The sequence below is a fragment of the Bradyrhizobium sp. BLXBL-01 genome (assembly GCF_051853025.1).
Taxonomy (GTDB): Bacteria; Pseudomonadota; Alphaproteobacteria; order Rhizobiales; family Xanthobacteraceae; genus Bradyrhizobium.
Genome location: NZ_CP182471.1, coordinates 1,921,781 through 1,938,032, shown reverse-complemented (window position 1 = coordinate 1,938,032; position 16,252 = coordinate 1,921,781). Strand labels below are relative to the sequence as shown.

Genomic DNA, 16,252 nt, shown 5'->3' with positions numbered 1-16,252 from the left:
AAGCCGATGACGCTAGAGTCTGTCCACACCTTGCATTCTGGTGCATCAAGTCTCTTGCTCCTCCGCAGGTGAGTCATCCGGCGCAACATCAACTCAACAATTCCGAAGAGCTCGCCACTGAGATGTTCTCTGCGGCTAGGGCGACCTCTGTTACGCCACCGGGCGTCGAGCGTTCACTTTCGGCTCGTTGGGACGACTTGTTGCTGCCGAGCGATCGCCTCACCAGTTGTTTGAACAGGATGTCTTGGAGCTCATCCTTGAATTGAATCGGAAGCCGCCCCGCCTCCAGACTTTTCTCGACCGTTCGCGACAGGGCCGATCTCAGAAGCGTCAGAAGCGGGCCAGCAAGAAGCGTCCTAAGATCATAAAGGGCTTCTTCGTCGATCCATGTCACCGGTCCAAGCAACTCTGAAGCTGCTCTTGCCAAATCCAAGCGGTGATCCGCCAAAGCGGATGCACAAGTCCAATGCATGCGATTTCGCCGACGCCCGGCGGGATGGCCGGACTCAGTCGAACGACCAACGCCTGTGGTAAAACTTCTCGGACCTTCGCGTCGATTCCTGATGCAAAGATGACTCCATTGAAGCTGCGCCACCACTCGTGTGAAGGAAGGCGGAAAAGAGCTTGATTCAGTATAGCCGAAAACAGAACATCAACTTTAGCGAGGTGACCAAAGCGCACTGGCAAGTAGGTTCCTGCAGCAATGGCGCGCAGCTGAGCACGAGTCTCGTGTCTTCGGCTCCAAAGCGGCACATCCAGCCCTAGGGATTTCAGTCGACTTGCCAAGGCTAAGCCAAGCCTTCCCGCGCCTAAAATGCCCAAGCGGTGAGAAAATTCGTCGCATAGGGCGTTGACCATAGTCATTGAATAGACCTCAAGGAGGTAAAAGGCGGAATCGAGCTCTGGGCAAGTCGGCGATCATGTCGGGCGTGCACCAAGCCGGCCTCGCCGGTCATCTCATAGTCAGCTCGGCGCACGGCATCGCTGCTACAATTCGCCCGCTTCCGCCCACACCCAGGACGGACCGCATCATCAGCGGTTATGCGACAGAAACAACGTTCACCGGGTGGCGCCTCAGGATATCGTAAAGAGTCTGAAGGGCATTAGAGAGCTCTTTGGTGTCTTTCGGCGCACCAAGGCAGATGCGAACTGCCCCGGGTTCAGTTTCTCCCACCGCGGAGGCAATGCGGGGGGTTACAAGAATGCCACGAGTACGCGCAGCGGCGGCAAATTGATCTGCGGACCACTCCTGTGGCAACGGCAGCCAGCCGTAGAAGGCTGGAAACTGAAGCCTTTCGGCCTTCGGAAACACGTCCAGAAACACCCGATACCGCTCGAGCGCCTGCACGCGCCGCTCACGCAGAAGTTCTTCAAGCTTGCCACTCTCAATCAACCGCAACACTGTCTCGCTCAGCATCGGAGCGACGAACCACGCGGATGCGTGGAGGAGGAGCTCGGCTTGCGCGATGTAGGCCTTCGGAACGGTCAATGTGCCGAGCCGGAATGCTGGTGCAAGGCATTTGGAATAAGACGTGACGTAGAAGGTGCGGCTTGGTGCCAAAGAGGCGATCGGTACAGGACGCTCGGCGAAGAAAAAGCCGTAGACATCATCCTCGATGACGGTGAGTTCAAGCTCGCCCACAACTTCCGCGATACTTTGCCGACGAGCAACACTCATGGTGCGAGCCGTCGGGCTCTGCAAGGTCGGCATGCAAAAGAGCACCCGCGCTCTGGACGTGCGGCAGGCCTGTTTCAGCTCCTCCGGATCCATCCCCTCCCCGTCCATCTGCACAGCGACCAGGTTGAGGTGACTAGCAGCGGCGATGGCTTTGAACCCAGAATAGGTGTACGCATCCACCAATATACTGTCGCCGGGCTTTGCCACCAGGCGCAGAGCGACGTCTATGGCATGCTGAGCACCATTGCACAGGAACAGGCGTTCAGTTTCAACCGCGAACGCTGTATCAGACAACGAGGCTGCGATGATTTCGCGGTGTCTTCTGATGCCGCCGTGTGGATGGTAGCCCAGCAAAGGTGCAAGATCACGCTCGCGCACCACCTCGCCAAATAGCGCGGACAATATCTGCGTTTCGCTTCCTTGGGCAGGCACATTCAACGCTAAATTGAGCGCTTCATGCCTTGCTGATGCCACCTCGGCACCGGCAGCGGAACGCCGTCGGACAAAAGTGCCCTGCCCGACATGGCCGCTGACGATCCCGCGCTGTTCAGCTTCCTGATAGGCTTTGCTGACCGTGCCGACCGAAAGATTGAGCTCTCGTGCCAAGTCACGGTGGGGCGGCAGACGGTCGCCGTCAGACAGCCGTCCGTCAGCGATGTCCTGCTCCAGAGCACCGACCAGGGCAAGGTAACGCGGTCCCTCGGAGGCGAGCTTCCGCGGCCGCCACCCCGAAAATGTCCCATCCAAGCTCACGTGCCGCGCTCCTTTCCCATTCCTTTCATCACCAGCTAGGCATGAAGATGACCGACATACTTTCTTACAGTGTAGGATTCCAACCCCTCGCTGCCGCCTTCGCGGCCCCAGCCGCTGTCGCCGATTCCGCCAAAAGGCGTTTCTGGGATCGTCACTACCATCTGGTTGATCCCGATGACGCCCACCTCCAGCTCGCCTGCTATCCGATTGGCAACCGCGGCGGAGCGGGTGAAGGCATATCCGGCCAGACCGTATGGCAAGGCGTTCGCTCGTGCGATGGCCTGTTCTACGTCATCAACAGGTTGTACCAGTGCAAGCGGGCCGAATGGCTCCTCCCTCATGGCCCTCGCCTGGTCGGGCATATCAGCCAGGATGGTAGGCCTGTACATCAGGCCCGTCGCCTTCAGCCGCTCGCCTCCGACTACAAGGCGGGCCGAATGTGATAAGGCGTCGGAGATCAGGTCATCCATGGCAGCGACGCGGCGAGTGTTTGCGACAGGCCCCACCGTGGTGCCCTTTTGCAGGCCATCGCCTACAACCTGCTTCTCCACGAATACGCGAGCGTGTTCGAGGTACTCTTCGTACACGGAGTGCTCCACGAAGAAACGTGTCGGCGAGGTGCAAACCTGGCCAGTGTTGCGCAGTTTGATTGCCATGGAGAGCTCCGCCGCGCGCTGAACGTCAGCGTCTTTCGCGACAATCACGGGCGCATGGCCGCCCAGCTCCATGGTGGCAAGCGTCAACGTCTCTCCTGCCAACCGAGCGAGATGACGTCCAACCGGGGTCGATCCGGTGAAGGAAATCTTGCGGATCACTGGCGAGCGAATGAGGTACTCAGAGACGTCTGCCGGTACGCCGAAGACCACGTTCAGCACGCCTTTGGGTATTCCTGCATCGGTGAGCGCCCGTGCGATTTCTAGCGTGGTGCCGGGCGTTTCCTCAGCCGGCTTGATGATACAGGTGCAACCAGCGGCAAGAGCGGGCGCGATTTTGCGAGCGGGCGTTACCGCCGGGAAGTTCCACGGCGTGAAGCAAGCGAGGGGGCCGACCGGCTCCTGTGTGACTGTCTGGCGCATATCCGGCAGACGCGCCGGAATAACACGCCCATAGGTGCGCCGGCCCTCTTCGGCGAACCAGTCAAAAAACTCTGCCGCGGCCGTGATCTCGCCTTTCGCCTCCGCCAGGGTCTTACCTTCCTCTAGGGTTAGCACGGTTGCGATGTGCTCCACCCGCTCGCGCATCAGATCAGCGGCGCGGCGCAAGATCTGGCCACGTTCGTAAGGCGAAGTACGCTTCCACCCCTCAAAGGCCCGGCTTGCCGCCGCGAGTGCGCGGTCAAGCTCCGCCTTTCCGGCGTGCGGCAGCGTGCCAAGAGGCTGTTCGGTCGCAGGATTGAAAACGATCTCGCTCCCAGCATTGGTCTCCTCGATCCATTCGCCGTCGATGAGGAGTGCAAGTTTGGTATACATCTTTTATTCCTTGAACGAGATGAATTGGGCTCAGATGCTGGTAGCCAAGCCCGACTGCATGGACCTTGCGTCGATGCAGGTATGAAACGCGTCGTTACGTCGGCCGCGCCATGCAATTTTTGATTTGCAGCCGCTAGTTATCTGCACATCCGAAAATCCACCTCTTCGGTCGTCGGCGCCGCCATAAACCCTCGACCTCTCCTGCGATCAGACAGGACCGCATGCTCTCCTTAAACGTTGGCCCAGCGAGCAAGTCCGGACTCGGCGATGATCTTCGCGATGGCCGCTTTCTGCTCGGCTGCCAACGACAGCAAGGGCAGACGCGGGCCACCGGCGTCGCGGCCAAGCTGGCTCATGGTCTCTTTGATGGCGGCGTAATAGGCGCCGGACTGGAAGCAACGGTAGAAGGCGAAAACATCCCGGCCGAGGGCATCCAACGCTTTATCATCAGTGAGCGCCTTGTCCCAGTAATCCCGGATCAACGGACCCGCAATTTGGTGGGCCATGGCGACGACGCCATGGGCGCCAACGGCGCGGGCCGGAACGATCATGGTTTCGTACCCGACAAAAACGCGAATTCTATTGCCCACGCGCTGCACAAGCTCAGTTACCTGAGTAATAAGGCCGGAGCTGTCCTTGATGGCGACCACAGTTGGCAACGCAGAGAGCTGCTCTACAAGAGCCGGCGTGATGTCAACGCCCGCGCGGCGGGGGCTGTTGTAGAGCATCAGCGGCAGCGACGTGTTCCGGGAGATGTACTCGAAGAAAGCAACGATCTCACGCGGGCTCGGCATAGCGTAGATGGGTGGAAGGATCATGCCGCCTGCGCAGCCCGCAGCAACCGCTGACTGACAAGCTTCCAGTACGTCTTCTACGCGCAAGTCGGCGACGCCTGCCAGCACTGGCACGCGCTTGGCCACATGATCAACCGTCAACGTGTAGAGCCGCGCGCGCTCGGCCGTCGTAAGTGCATAAAATTCGCCAGTGCTGCCGGCCGCCACGATGCCCTGTGCGCCATTGGTGATGGCTTCGTCGATGAGCGCCTTGTATCGGGACTCATTGATGGAGCCATCGGCTCCGAACGGAGTGACGAGAACAGGGAAAATACCACCCCAGTTTGTACCAGTCATGATCTGTTTTCCTTAGTTGGGAGATGTGAATGAAAGTGCGGCCGGCTGCCCGGCGAGTGGGCCGAGCAGACGAGCTTGTTCTGTGAAACGTCCGACAAAAGCGGCGAGCCGCGGATTGGCGGCTGACAGCAGGAGCTCACGGGGCGCACCGCTGGCAGCAACGACTCCTTGGTCCATGAAGACAACGCGATCGGCCAACTCATAGGCGAAGCCGATCTCGTGGGTGACGATGACCATGGTCATTCCCTCGGCGGCGAGCTGGCGGATAGCGGCGAGTACTTCGCCCACTAATTCCGGATCCAGCGCCGAGGTCGGTTCGTCGAAAAGCATGATGGTGGGCTGCATAGCGAGCGCCCTGGCGATGGCGACGCGCTGCTGCTGGCCGCCCGACAATTGCGAAGGATATTTATTGCCGGCGTCGGGAAGACCCATTCGGGTGAGGAGTTCGAGTGCTCGAGCCTCAGCTTCGGCACGCGGCACCTTCTTCACCACCAGCGGGGCTTCGATAATGTTCTCGAGCGCGGTGCGGTGGGGGAATAGGTTGAAGCTCTGGAACACCATGCCGGTCTTGATGCGCACAGCGCTGACCTGCCTGCCGGAGAGCTTCAGCCGCTCATCACCCGCGCTGCGGAATAGAGGCGCCCCCTCGATGACGATCTCCCCCTGGTCGGGCTCCATCAACAGATTCATGCAGCGCAACAGCGAAGTTTTGCCCGAACCGCTCGCACCAATCAGGCAGACCACCTCCCCGCGATGGACATCGAGATCGACGCCGCGCAGTACATGGTTCTTCCCGTAAGACTTCTCGATGCCACGCACACTCAGCACTACTTCGGTAGATATCGCGATCATCACGCGGCCTCCTTGCGTTCGAACCGGCGCGAAAGTGCGCTAAGGGGAAACAGCATGAGGATGAACACGGCGCCGATAACGGTGTAGACCTCCATCGGCCGGTAGGTGAAACTGGCGATGTAGCCGGCCTGATAGAGCAGATCAGGAATAGTCAGAACCGAGAGAAGGGTCGTGTTTTTGAGCTGCATGATGGTCTGTCCCATCAGTGGCGGCACCATGCGGCGCAGTGCCTGCGGCAAGATGATCCGCTTCATGCGCTGGAAGTACCCCATGCCCAACGCGACGGCTGCGTCGGTCTGCCCACGATCGATCGACTGGACGCCGGCGCGCAGGATCTCGGCATAGAAGCCACTGGCGTAGAAGCCGAGACCCAGAACGCCCGCCGTTTCCTTGCCGATCTGGATCTGAAGAAAAATTGGCAGGGCGTAGTAGGTCCACATCAGCAACACCAACAATGGGATGTTGCGGAAGAACTCGACCCAGACTCGCCCGGTCCATCGCACGAGTGGCCATGGGGTGAGCTGAAGCAGCGCCACAAGAAGGCCGATCGCGACTCCGATGACGCAGGTGTAGATCGTGTATTTCAGAGTGACCAGCAATCCGTAAGCAAGGATGTCCCAATTCGCAAAGACAATGGACGGATCGAATTTCATGGCGCTCTCCGTCAGGTGGGAAGGAAACCTGCGGGCAGCGGGTCGTCCGCTTCCAGCACAAGGGTGGAGAACGCGCTGATGTGAGCCATACCTCGCACCTCCGGAATCACGGCGGGTTTACCGTCTCTCGCCTTAGCCAAGCCCGCCACTTTGGCTTCGAAGGGCACACCGAGGATGTTCTCTGCGCGATACGAGGCGCCCATTTCCAGTTGGCCTCGGGCGTGGAGTTGGGCCAGCCGGGCGGAGGTACCAGTGCCACAGGGCGAACGATCGAACTTATTGCCGGCCAAAATGACAAGATGGCGCGCACCACCCTCGATCGAACGATGAAATAACACGCTATCGACCCGCGGCACTCCGCTGCGACTATGAAGCGCTTGCTTGATGGAGATGCCCGCGCGGCACCATCCGGTAGTATGGTTGATATCAAAGGGAAGATCGACCTGGTCAGCGTCGACAAGCGCGTATGTGATACCGCTATAAGCGATGTCGCACGCTACTCTGCCGATGCCTTCGATCTCCGAAATAACGTCGGAGGCAAGAACGTAAGAGGGTACATTCCGCAACAGGACGGAAGTAAGCCGGCCGGAATCGAAGATACCGGTCACGTGGACGATACCCGCCGGCGTCTCTATGGACATGCCATTTTGTTTGAAGCCTTGCGGGAGAGCTCCCATAGCCGCCAGACTGGTGATGTAGCCGATCGTGGCATGACCGCACATGTCGGCGTAAACGTAAGAGAAGATGAAGAACAGCCCCTGGTCCGCTTCGCGGGAGGGCACGGGCACCGCCGCCGCAATGGCGGCATGCCCGCGCGGTTCATGCAGCAAAAGCGTCCTCAAACCGTCATGGTTGTTGCGGAAATCATCCCGCTGCTCGCGCACACTCTGCCCGCGCAGCGGAGGGATGCCCGCCATGACCGTTCGGGTCGGATGCCCTGCGGTGTGGCTGTCGATGACAGTGAACAGACGGCTCGCACGCATGGCGTCAGCAATACTTGCCGGACTGCGGAACCACCTTCATGTCGATGCCGCGATCGAGCATGTAACGAGTGATGCGCGAGCAGGCGAGACCGAGCGAATTCTGCTGCGACATCCAGTTGGCAAGGAAGTTCGAGAAGCCTTCATTTCCAGCTTCGCGACGAATGCCTATCGTCGCCGGGTTGCGCAGGACCGGTGTGGGCACCACGGCTTTGCCGACGCCCTTCGAGTCGAGGAGTGCGGCGTCCTGGTCCGCCACGATAATCGCATCGACCTTGCCTGACTGCAATTCCAGCACCGCCTGGTCGCGCGTCGGCACCACAACGATAGTGCAGCCGGGAATCACCGCTTCAGCGATCACCTGCATGGTGCCGCCCTTCTGCACAGCGACGCGAACTTCCTTCTTGTCCATTTCACGCCAGGTCTTTGGCGCGAAGCCGGGGCGCGCGACGAGCGCCCAGATGCCTTCGACGATGGATCCCGCCACGTAGTCGATAACGAGCCCGCGACGCGGATTGGGGTTCAGAGCTACCGCTAGATCCACCTTGCCGGCCTGGAAATCGGCAGCAAGATTGCCCCAGGTCGTCTCATAATATTCGATCTGGACGCCAAGCAGACTAGCAATATCCTTGCCCCAGTCGGCGAAGAATCCAGACCATTCGCCGGTACGAGGATCCTTGATGTAGCCGGGCTCCTCCGCAACCATTACTGGAAATTTGAGCTTGCCACTCGCCTTGATCCGGTCGAGCACCAGGGAGGGGTTTTCGGCGCGAGCCGGTACAGGGGCCGGCCCGAACAGCATGGCCGCACCAAAAACAGCAGCGGCGATCGCACTTACCCGACGGCGCATTGAAACCTCCTCCTATTGAACTATGTCAATTTACGATTGTCACATAATCAATATTCACCCATGCGCGCAAGAAGAAACTGGCTGCCGGACAGCCTAGCCTTATCGGAGCCGATAAGGTGCCTGTGAGATCCGGGAAGCGCGGCCTGCGACCAGATCCGAAATGATGGACGCCGTCATAGGAGCTCCGCTGATGCCCATGTGGCCGTGGCCAGTGGCGAACAAGATGGCGGCGTGCCTTGGATGGGGGGCGATGATCGGGAGGCTATCTGGCGTCGATGGTCGTACGCCCATCCACTCAGTCACCTCGTTGATGGATATGTCCGGCAGCATCGCGCGAGCGTATGCCTGCAGCTTTTTGTTCTGCCTCGCGTCGCGCGGCGCATCGGGCGCATCAAATTCGGCGATGCCCACGATACGCAGCCCTTCGTCGAGCGGCGTGGCAACGAAGGCCGAAACCGCGTCGGTTACTGGGCGGCTGATGGCGCCGCAAGTACCGCGCATGGTGATGTGATAGCCACGCTCGCTGGCCACCGACAGGGAAATCCCCAGGGAGCGCGCCAGATCGCGGCTAGCGATACCCGCTGCGATAACCACTTTGTCGCAGCGGTGAGGCCCGGTACTCGTCTGCAGCATTACGCCTTCGGTGCCTGGCTCTATGGCCTGAACCCGCGCGGTCCGAATCGAAACACCAACCGCAGCAGCTCGCTCCATCAGGGCCTCCACCAACGCCGGAGGTGAGGTCACATGACCGCTGCCTGGAAAGTAGATCCCGCGCCTGTACTCATGGGATAAAGCCGGCTCCACCTCGCGCAACTGCTCGGCGCCCAGTCTCTCGAAAGCCACGCCGTGCCTCGTCCGCAGACCGTCCACCCGCTCATCGAGCGCACCGGATGATACGTCCCGCCATACATGGAGGGCACCGTTCGGTCGGAACAATCGTTTCCAAGCGGTATCGCCAAGCATTTCGCGATAGAGGCCGGCACACGGCTGGTTGAGAGCGTGCAACGCCGCATACGCCGCCTCCCAAGCCTGCAGGCGCCCCGTGCGCAGGAAGCGGACCAGCCATGGGAGCGTCCGGGGTAACTCACGCGGGGAAAGGCGCACCGGACCGTTCGCGTCAGACAACCAGCGCACCGCACGCCACATGACACCGGGATGGGCCATTGGAAGAGCCGATCCCGCATTGTATTGGGCACCGTTACCCCAAGAGCACCCATGGCCGACGAGCCCCTCCTCGACCACGGTGACGCTATGACCTTCTCGCGCCAGCATCAGGGCGCAACTCACGCCGACTACGCCCCCGCCAACGACCGCAACATCACGCGATTCAGCCATGCTGGCACTCCTGATCGCATCAAACCGCAACCGTCGCCGTGGCGGCTCGATCGCCTCTAAAATTGAAATAGTACATTTACCCAGGATTGTCATACAACAATCTGAGATTCAATGATCATTTGGAAGAGTTTCTAGGGCGCGTTACGAACTCTACCGGCTTTCGATAGGCCGGCTTTTTTGGTTTTATGCGTGGCTTCACAATGATGCGACGAGGGCGACTCCGCCTTCCGTGTGACCATCGCTAAAGGTGAATTCCACGCGTTATCGCCCCCGCAACTCCTAGGCGGCTACATTCGGACATGAAGCAGGCTCCAAGCCTATGGTTGCCGTCGTCTCCCCATACGCCCCGCTCCCACTGCTTCAACCATGCAAGAAAGCGAGCACAGCACGCTATTCCCCGACTTGCCTCGGCAAGCGGTCTACCTTGACTCGATCGTCACCAGGATCGCGAGCTCCTCGTCGTGCTTCAGCATTACATCAATGAGGCCAAGACCAGAATCGCACCCTTCTTGGCCGTAGCAATTCTCGCCCATGAGGAAACGATCTCTTAGCCGCAGCTATCGCCATCTCCATCTCTGCTGCCGCGAGCAACATCCGCAATCTGCTCGCCCGTCACTCAATTCCAGCCGGCGTTCGCCAACATTGACCGGCGTGCCGTCGGGCTGGTCTCGTCTGTATTGCTCTCGTCGGCGCTGACGGCCCTTGTTTGGCTTCGCTTGGCTTGATCACTTCGATCTACTGGTGCACTATGCATCGTAGTCGGCACCGGCATGGCGCTGATGGATCCGGCTCAGCAGTCCTCCATTAGGAGCAAGTGCCATTGCAAACCCTCCTGGCCGCAGTGGCGTTGAATGGTATCAGCTACAGCATTGCGCGAACCGTGGGTCTGTCCATCGGCGGTGTCGTGGCGCGACAGCTGGTGGGCAGCAGCATTCGCTTTCAATGCCTTGCTTATCTCCCGCTAATCGCGCGTTGTTGTTATGGAAGCGCTTCTGTACCGATTCGCCTGCTGTCTGAGAAGCTTAGTCGCGCTATCGTTCAGGAGTGCGCTATACCATCAATTCGCGGTCGATCACGATCGTGCTGGTGCGCTGAATGGTAATGGGCGTGATCGGCGGCGGAACTATCGCGCTCATGCCTCTTGTAGCTCGCGAGCTGCTGCATGAGGGGCACCAACGTAACGATATCACCGACCCGGAGCTTTGGACTGAGCGGTACTGTCCAACATGGCTAGATCATCTGCGATAGCGCAACGCTCAACGCAGTCGGACCGCGATCTAGATGGACAGGCCGCGGCTTTCCACGTTGGCCCTGAGGCCATACGGGCCCGCCGCACATTGGAGCGCTTGTTCGGATCGGTGCGCCGGAACGAAGATGAGTCTGATCAGGAGGCCACCTTGTAAGTGAGCCGGCCGCTGTTAAATATCCAAGCCCACATGAAGATGCCGATTTTCGTGGAAGGCCGCAAATCCTTTGTTGGCGAGAGCCAAGCAAAAAAGGCAGCGCGGCGCTGTTCAGAGTTTGGCTCGAGAAGAGCGGGACAGCTCCAGGCATGTTAGCGGCTAGGTAATCGATGACACCGTCTACCTAGTACGTGGGAGCGGCGTGCGTTGTCGCCCCGCGAGGTCTCAAAGTATCCGCCCTGGTCGAGCGCGACGTCCATGATCACTGCGCCGCAGGCGTTAGGAAAAGCGATATTCATTCGTCTTGACGTCCTTGGGAACGCCGACCTTCATCTGCAATCTCTTTGGCGAGAAGCTCTTTGTAAGAGCAACAGCGGCGCAAAGCTGCAACCCCGAGGCAAGAACTGCCCATAATCCGACGATCTTCCACGCCGACGCGCCTCGATTTCGAACAGAGAACGCGGACCGCCTAGGCAGCGAAATGTCCATTCTCGGCGGTCACTCGTAACATGAGCGCGCGACGGAGCAGTACTTGATCCTGCCGAGGCCTCTAACGGCTCGCTCCCTCTTTCAGCTCCGCCGCGCTCTTCAGCGCAGCGCGGCTGGGCGATCGCGCAAGGGGTGTGAAATGGCAGCCCGACGACGGTGTTGGCTCGTCACCTCGCCGTTGAGACGGATGCGGTTGCGCTCGAGCTTGGGATTGGCCACCCGCACGGCGGAGAGAAGCGCCTGGGTGCAGGGATGCTGCGAATTACGATACAGGTCACTCGCCTTCGGCATCTCCACGATGCGGCCGAGATACATCACCCGATCACGATCGGAGATGTGCTCGACAACCGAGAGATCGTGCGCCACGAAGAAATAGGCCAGGTTCAGCTCGGCCTGGAGGTCCTCCAACTGACGACCTGCGCCTGGATGGAAACGACCAGCGCCGAGACCGGCTCGTCGCAGACGATCAGTTTCGGCTCGACCGTGATTGGGCACACGATTAAGATACGGTGGCGCTGGCCGCCGGCGAATTCGTGCTGACAGCGGCGCATGTGCTCGACCTTGAGGCCTCTTTTAAAAGAAGTTCCGTGATGCCCTCCTCGCGCTTTCTGACGTTAGGTGCGAGATTGTGGATGCTAAAGGCCACGCCGAGGATGGACCCGACCGTTGTGCGCGGATTGAGCGAGGCGGACAGATCCTGCACACCACCTGCGTGTTCAAACACGTCGCGTGCAGATCAGTGCGGCCGGGGCTGCGGACGTGCTGGACACCGAAGGTGACTTCGCCGGCGCCGGCTGGATCACGCGTAGCACGCATCGCCCATCGTCGACTTGCCGCAACCGGATTCGCAGACGACGCCGACCGTCTCGCGCCGATTGATCGAGAACGAGATGCCATGACCGCATAGGTGGTCGGACCTAACGCGACAACAGGACGCCAACTCCCCCGGAAAGATTTGTTAGGGCCGGTGAGGCGGAGCAAAGGACTTACTCATGCCACGCCTACTTACGTAATCATCGAGATGACAGCCATACGATGGTCGTGCGCTGCTTCGCACAGCAGCGGCTCCCTCTGGATACAGAGACTTCTCGCGAACTTGCAACGCGGTGCGAAGCGGCGGTCGACCGGTGGTCGATCAGGTCGGCATCGAAGCACTGCTGAGAGCTCTTCGAGCACCAGCAGAGAGTGCAAAACGCGGCAAATCGGCGCATTCAGACCAGTGATGGATTTCGGCACGTCAACCAGCCTCGACGCCGCATTCCATCTCAGGCGGTGGCGCATTTGCTGACGATTGTCGCGGTAGATCGCTCAATCTCGTGGCGAGACAGCGTTTTCGCGGTAGGTGCGCGTCTGAAGACCTCCTGGTTCACCGATGTAGGTTCCATGCGAGTTAAGTGCCCGTATCGGCGGAACATGCGAAGCGCGAATAAGTGATCCGATCTCAAGCAAGGGATTCCAATGCTGAGGAGCACAAAGCCAGTTTGGGAGTTCGTTGAATGTCACAAAACCAAGTGTTTCGCTTTGAGCGACCGGATTTGGGGTCGACCCGAAGAGAACTACCAGGAGTTCTTTGCATTCAGCGAACATCGCCAGACGCTCGCCTCGGAAGGCTTTACAGTCTCTGAGTTTGCGGGAATACCGACAGCGGTCATGGGTGAAGCGGGTGAAGGCGGCCCGGTCATCGCCATTCTCGGTGAATACGACGCACTGCCTGGTTTGAGCCAGGAAGCCGGTGTAGCGGAACAGCGGCCTCTCGTTCCGGGCGGTTCAGGACACGGCTGCGGTCACAATATGCTAGGCTCCGCCTCGCTCTTGGCTGCAGTCGCGGTAAAAAATTGGCTGACGCGAGCCGGGCTGCCTGGGCGTGTGCGTTATTACGGCTGCCCTGCAGAAGAGGGCGGATCTGGCAAGAGCTTTTTGGTTCGCGATGGCGCGTTCGACGATGTCGACGTTGCGATTTGTTGGCACCCGTCAGCCTTTACCTGCGTGTGGCCTGCGGCTTCACTTGCGTGCGCCGAACTTGAATTCACCTTTCATGGTCGCGCCGCCCACGCCGCGGCAGCGCCGCATCTTGGGCGAAGCGCGCTTGACGCTGTCGAACTCATGAGCGTAGGGGTGAATTACATGCGCGAGCACATGCCCTCCTCGGCTCGCGTCCACTACGCTCTCGTGGATGGCGGAGGTATCGCGCCGAACGTAGTTCAGCCGCGTGCCGTTGTGCGTCATCTTGTACGGGCACTTAAGCTCGATGAAATGTGGGGTCTAGTCGAGCGGGTCAAGAAGATTGCGGAGGGCGCGGCGCTGATGACAGAGACCCGAGTGGAGATAAAACAACTTTCGGGCGAAGCGAACTTGGTTCCCAACGCTCCTTTGGAAGAAGTCATGCATGCTAACCTGATTCAGCTAGGCGGCGTCGGGTTCGACAGTTATGATATGGAGTTCGCCCGACGCATCCAAAGCACTCTCTCGTCCGACGATATTCGCTCCGCATACGGCCGGTATGGTTTGCCGGTGAGCTCAGACCCTCTCAGCAGCCAAATCTGCCCGCCGGATGGCTTCCGCACCGATTCACTGGGCTCTACGGACGTCGGAACCGTAAGCTGGGTCGTTCCTACAGTTCAGTGCTTAGTCTCAAGCTATGCGATCGGTACGCCAGGTCATTCCTGGCAGCTGGTTGCGCAAGGCAAATCCCCCGCTGCTCACAAAGGAATCGCCTTCGCGGCAAAAGCTATGGCTGGTGTAGCCGCAGACGTTCTTTCGGATCCCGCTCTCCTGGCGGCAGCAAAAGAAGCGCTTGCGGATTTCCGCAAAGACAACAACTTCAAAAATCCCGTGGGACCGGAAGCCGCTCCCCCGCTTTCCATGGCGGCAAAGTGATCTCCCCCGAAAAAGTGGACGGATTTAGACCGCTTTTAACTCCATTTCGCTCGGTTCGATATACCCTATGGCGGAATGGACTCTTGCTCGGTTGTAGAAGCCGCCGATGGAGCGAAGACATCGCGCTCGGCCTCGGCGCGGGTGTTGTAGTGGCGATGATGGATGAGCTCGGTCTTCAGGGTGTGGAAGAAGCTCTCCATTGGGCGCCTTGCGGCTCATCGATGGGGTGACGCCGGCGCCGTGAGAGCATTGCAGACGCGTGACGCATATTGCACACCGCGGTCGGAGTGGTGGATTCAATCCGGAGTGCGGCCGTTGCTGCTGGATGGCGATCGCCAGTGCCGCGGATGCGAGTTCGACCCGCATATGATCGCGCATGGCCCAGCCGACGATCTTCCGGCTGAAGAGATCCATCCCGGCAGCCAGATACAGCGTACGCATTCGGCGTAGGCCGCAGAGCTGGTTGGTTCATTCCCGTTGCCAGCGCGTGAGCAGCTTGAGGTTTTCTTTGTAGAACCTGACGAGCTCGATCAGGTTTTCGATGCCAAAGTCGGTGAACGCCTGAACGCCGTCTTCGCCAACGCCAAAGACCCAGATGGTTACCTCCTCGATCTCCATTCCGTTAGCGACGTCTCGCAGCCAGTCTTCGTCTTCGCCGAGATTCTTTGCGACCCGGGGTGATGGTGATGACGTGATGAACCTTGTTGAGGTGCGTGGTCATGCGGCTTGAGCGGAGAGCACTGATGTCGGTGTCCAATTCCAGGGCAGAAGCTCGTCCAGCCGATGAGCTGGGTGGGCGGCGATGCGGGCAAGGATATCCGTTAGCCAAGCCTGTGCAGATACGATACAGCCACACCACCGCAGTGGGGATGTAGGTGATATCGGCGAGCCAGACCCGATTCGGGCCTGCGCTGTGAGGTCACGCGCGATCAGGTTCGGGGCGATCGGCAGGTCATGACGGCTGTCGACGGTGCGCACACGGCACGGCGGTGCCATGATAGCGCGGATACCGTCCGGCGCATCATCCGCGCTCGATCCAGCCGCGGCTGACAGCTCGGCCCTGCCGGCGCAGGACGGCATGAACGCGAGGACTGCCGTAACGCCCGCTGCTCTCTTGATGGACTTGCCGGATCGCGGCCACGAGGCTGGCATTGAATTTGGTCTGCTCGCTCACCGGGCGATCGCGCCAGGCGTCATAGCCGTCGGCGAGACCTCGAGCACCGCACACGTCAGCCGCACCGGATAGGCGTCGCGATGGTCTTCGATGAAGCGGAAGCTCATGTCCGGGTTCCGGCGAAGATCGCGATCGACTTTCTTAAAATGTCGCGCTCCGTGCGCAGCCGTTCGTTCTCCTGGCGTAGACGGGCGATCTCCGAAGCCTGGTCCGCCGACATCGGCGTAGCCTGCGTGGTGGGGCGCCACGCCGCCGATGTCGGCTCCTGCCGGAGCTTGTCAACCCAGCGCCGCAGTACCGAGTGACGCAGACCGAGTTCCTTGGCAACAGACCCGATCGAGCGCCCACTCAAAGCCAACTCAGCGGCTTGGCGCATGTACTCTCCGGTCAATGACCGACGTTGACGTTCCATTCAACACCTCCGGGCTCAATGAGCCTACTACAGGTGTCCACTCATTTGGAGGAGGTTCAGTTTGACCAACTGAGCGGCTATCCGGCATGCTCTTGAACTTGCTGCAGCACAGGACAGTCTACCTGTCGCAACTGAGTGCAAGGTGCTCCTTAAGACCGCAACCCCGAGCCGTAGAACGCGGCGCCGCACATGAAGGA

17 protein-coding genes and 3 pseudogenes are annotated in these 16,252 nt (G+C 59.9%); 3 read left to right on the top strand and 17 right to left on the bottom strand.

The genetic code is table 11. The features are described from left to right. Window positions 1-88: 88 nt before the first annotated feature. The 10 genes from ACNJYA_RS08855 to ACNJYA_RS08810 form a co-directional block, all read right to left on the bottom strand. A complete protein-coding gene (locus ACNJYA_RS08855) occupies window positions 89-394 on the bottom strand; it encodes a hypothetical protein (RefSeq protein WP_439402532.1) in 306 nt (101 codons plus the stop codon). Continuing rightward, a complete protein-coding gene (locus ACNJYA_RS08850) occupies window positions 391-864 on the bottom strand; it encodes a hypothetical protein (RefSeq protein ID WP_439402531.1) in 474 nt (157 codons plus the stop codon). The genes ACNJYA_RS08855 and ACNJYA_RS08850 overlap by 4 nt, the downstream gene beginning before the upstream one ends. A 175-nt stretch (window positions 865-1,039) precedes the next feature. Further along, entirely contained in the window at window positions 1,040-2,431 is a 1,392-nt protein-coding gene (locus tag ACNJYA_RS08845; protein ID WP_439402530.1) for a PLP-dependent aminotransferase family protein, read from the bottom strand. Between the two features lie 35 nt (window positions 2,432-2,466). After that, window positions 2,467-3,900 carry an NAD-dependent succinate-semialdehyde dehydrogenase gene (locus ACNJYA_RS08840; protein ID WP_439402529.1) on the bottom strand — a complete coding sequence of 478 codons (1,434 nt, stop codon included), beginning with the start codon at window positions 3,898-3,900 and terminating at the stop codon, window positions 2,467-2,469. A 230-nt stretch (window positions 3,901-4,130) separates the two neighbouring features. After that, complete coding sequence (locus tag ACNJYA_RS08835) at window positions 4,131-5,030, bottom strand: dihydrodipicolinate synthase family protein (RefSeq protein WP_439402528.1); 900 nt, start codon at window positions 5,028-5,030, stop codon at window positions 4,131-4,133. A gap of 12 nt (window positions 5,031-5,042) precedes the next feature. Beyond that, complete coding sequence (locus ACNJYA_RS08830) at window positions 5,043-5,882, bottom strand: amino acid ABC transporter ATP-binding protein (RefSeq protein WP_439402527.1); 840 nt, start codon at window positions 5,880-5,882, stop codon at window positions 5,043-5,045. Then, window positions 5,882-6,535: an amino acid ABC transporter permease gene (locus ACNJYA_RS08825; protein ID WP_439402526.1), complete on the bottom strand. Its 654-nt coding sequence runs from the start codon at window positions 6,533-6,535 to the stop codon at window positions 5,882-5,884. Before ACNJYA_RS08825 ends, ACNJYA_RS08830 begins: the two co-directional genes overlap by 1 nt. 11 nt (window positions 6,536-6,546) lie before the next feature. Further along, entirely contained in the window at window positions 6,547-7,518 is a 972-nt protein-coding gene (locus ACNJYA_RS08820) for a proline racemase family protein (RefSeq protein ID WP_439402525.1), read from the bottom strand. Between the two features lie 4 nt (window positions 7,519-7,522). Next, a complete protein-coding gene (locus ACNJYA_RS08815; protein WP_439402524.1) occupies window positions 7,523-8,365 on the bottom strand; it encodes a transporter substrate-binding domain-containing protein in 843 nt (280 codons plus the stop codon). Window positions 8,366-8,464: 99 nt separating this feature from the next. Continuing rightward, complete coding sequence (locus tag ACNJYA_RS08810; protein WP_439403405.1) at window positions 8,465-9,652, bottom strand: NAD(P)/FAD-dependent oxidoreductase; 1,188 nt, start codon at window positions 9,650-9,652, stop codon at window positions 8,465-8,467. Between ACNJYA_RS08810 and ACNJYA_RS08805 the strand changes: the two genes are divergently transcribed. Continuing rightward, a complete protein-coding gene (locus ACNJYA_RS08805; protein WP_439403532.1) occupies window positions 9,581-9,760 on the top strand; it encodes a hypothetical protein in 180 nt (59 codons plus the stop codon). The two genes, ACNJYA_RS08810 and ACNJYA_RS08805, sit on opposite strands and share 72 nt — an antisense overlap. A 754-nt stretch (window positions 9,761-10,514) precedes the next feature. Beyond that, entirely contained in the window at window positions 10,515-10,802 is a 288-nt protein-coding gene (locus tag ACNJYA_RS08800; protein ID WP_439402523.1) for a hypothetical protein, read from the top strand. A gap of 889 nt (window positions 10,803-11,691) precedes the next feature. Here the strand turns inward: ACNJYA_RS08800 and ACNJYA_RS08795 are convergent. Then, window positions 11,692-12,000, bottom strand: coding sequence for a hypothetical protein (locus ACNJYA_RS08795; protein WP_439402522.1), 309 nt, complete (start codon window positions 11,998-12,000; stop codon window positions 11,692-11,694). A 1,050-nt stretch (window positions 12,001-13,050) separates the two neighbouring features. Here ACNJYA_RS08795 and ACNJYA_RS08790 point away from each other — a divergent pair. After that, on the top strand, window positions 13,051-14,469 hold the full coding sequence (locus ACNJYA_RS08790) for an amidohydrolase (protein WP_439402521.1): 1,419 nt from the start codon (window positions 13,051-13,053) through the stop codon (window positions 14,467-14,469). Window positions 14,470-14,493: 24 nt separating this feature from the next. Here the strand turns inward: ACNJYA_RS08790 and ACNJYA_RS08785 are convergent. The 6 genes and pseudogenes from ACNJYA_RS08785 to ACNJYA_RS08760 form a co-directional block, all read right to left on the bottom strand. Beyond that, window positions 14,494-14,901, bottom strand: a pseudogene (locus ACNJYA_RS08785) (DDE-type integrase/transposase/recombinase); the annotation flags it as partial. A 36-nt stretch (window positions 14,902-14,937) separates the two neighbouring features. Continuing rightward, the gene (locus tag ACNJYA_RS08780) at window positions 14,938-15,087 is read right to left on the bottom strand and encodes a hypothetical protein (protein WP_439402520.1); all 150 of its coding nucleotides are present in this window, start codon (window positions 15,085-15,087) and stop codon (window positions 14,938-14,940) included. A gap of 99 nt (window positions 15,088-15,186) precedes the next feature. Then, window positions 15,187-15,312, bottom strand: a pseudogene (locus ACNJYA_RS08775) (transposase domain-containing protein); the annotation flags it as partial. A gap of 1 nt (window position 15,313) precedes the next feature. Further along, window positions 15,314-15,447: pseudogene (locus ACNJYA_RS08770) on the bottom strand (IS3 family transposase); the annotation flags it as partial. 43 nt (window positions 15,448-15,490) lie between these two features. Beyond that, window positions 15,491-15,610: an IS3 family transposase gene (locus ACNJYA_RS08765; protein ID WP_439403404.1), complete on the bottom strand. Its 120-nt coding sequence runs from the start codon at window positions 15,608-15,610 to the stop codon at window positions 15,491-15,493. Between the two features lie 136 nt (window positions 15,611-15,746). Further along, a complete protein-coding gene (locus ACNJYA_RS08760) occupies window positions 15,747-16,055 on the bottom strand; it encodes a transposase (protein WP_439402519.1) in 309 nt (102 codons plus the stop codon). Window positions 16,056-16,252: the final 197 nt, after the last annotated feature.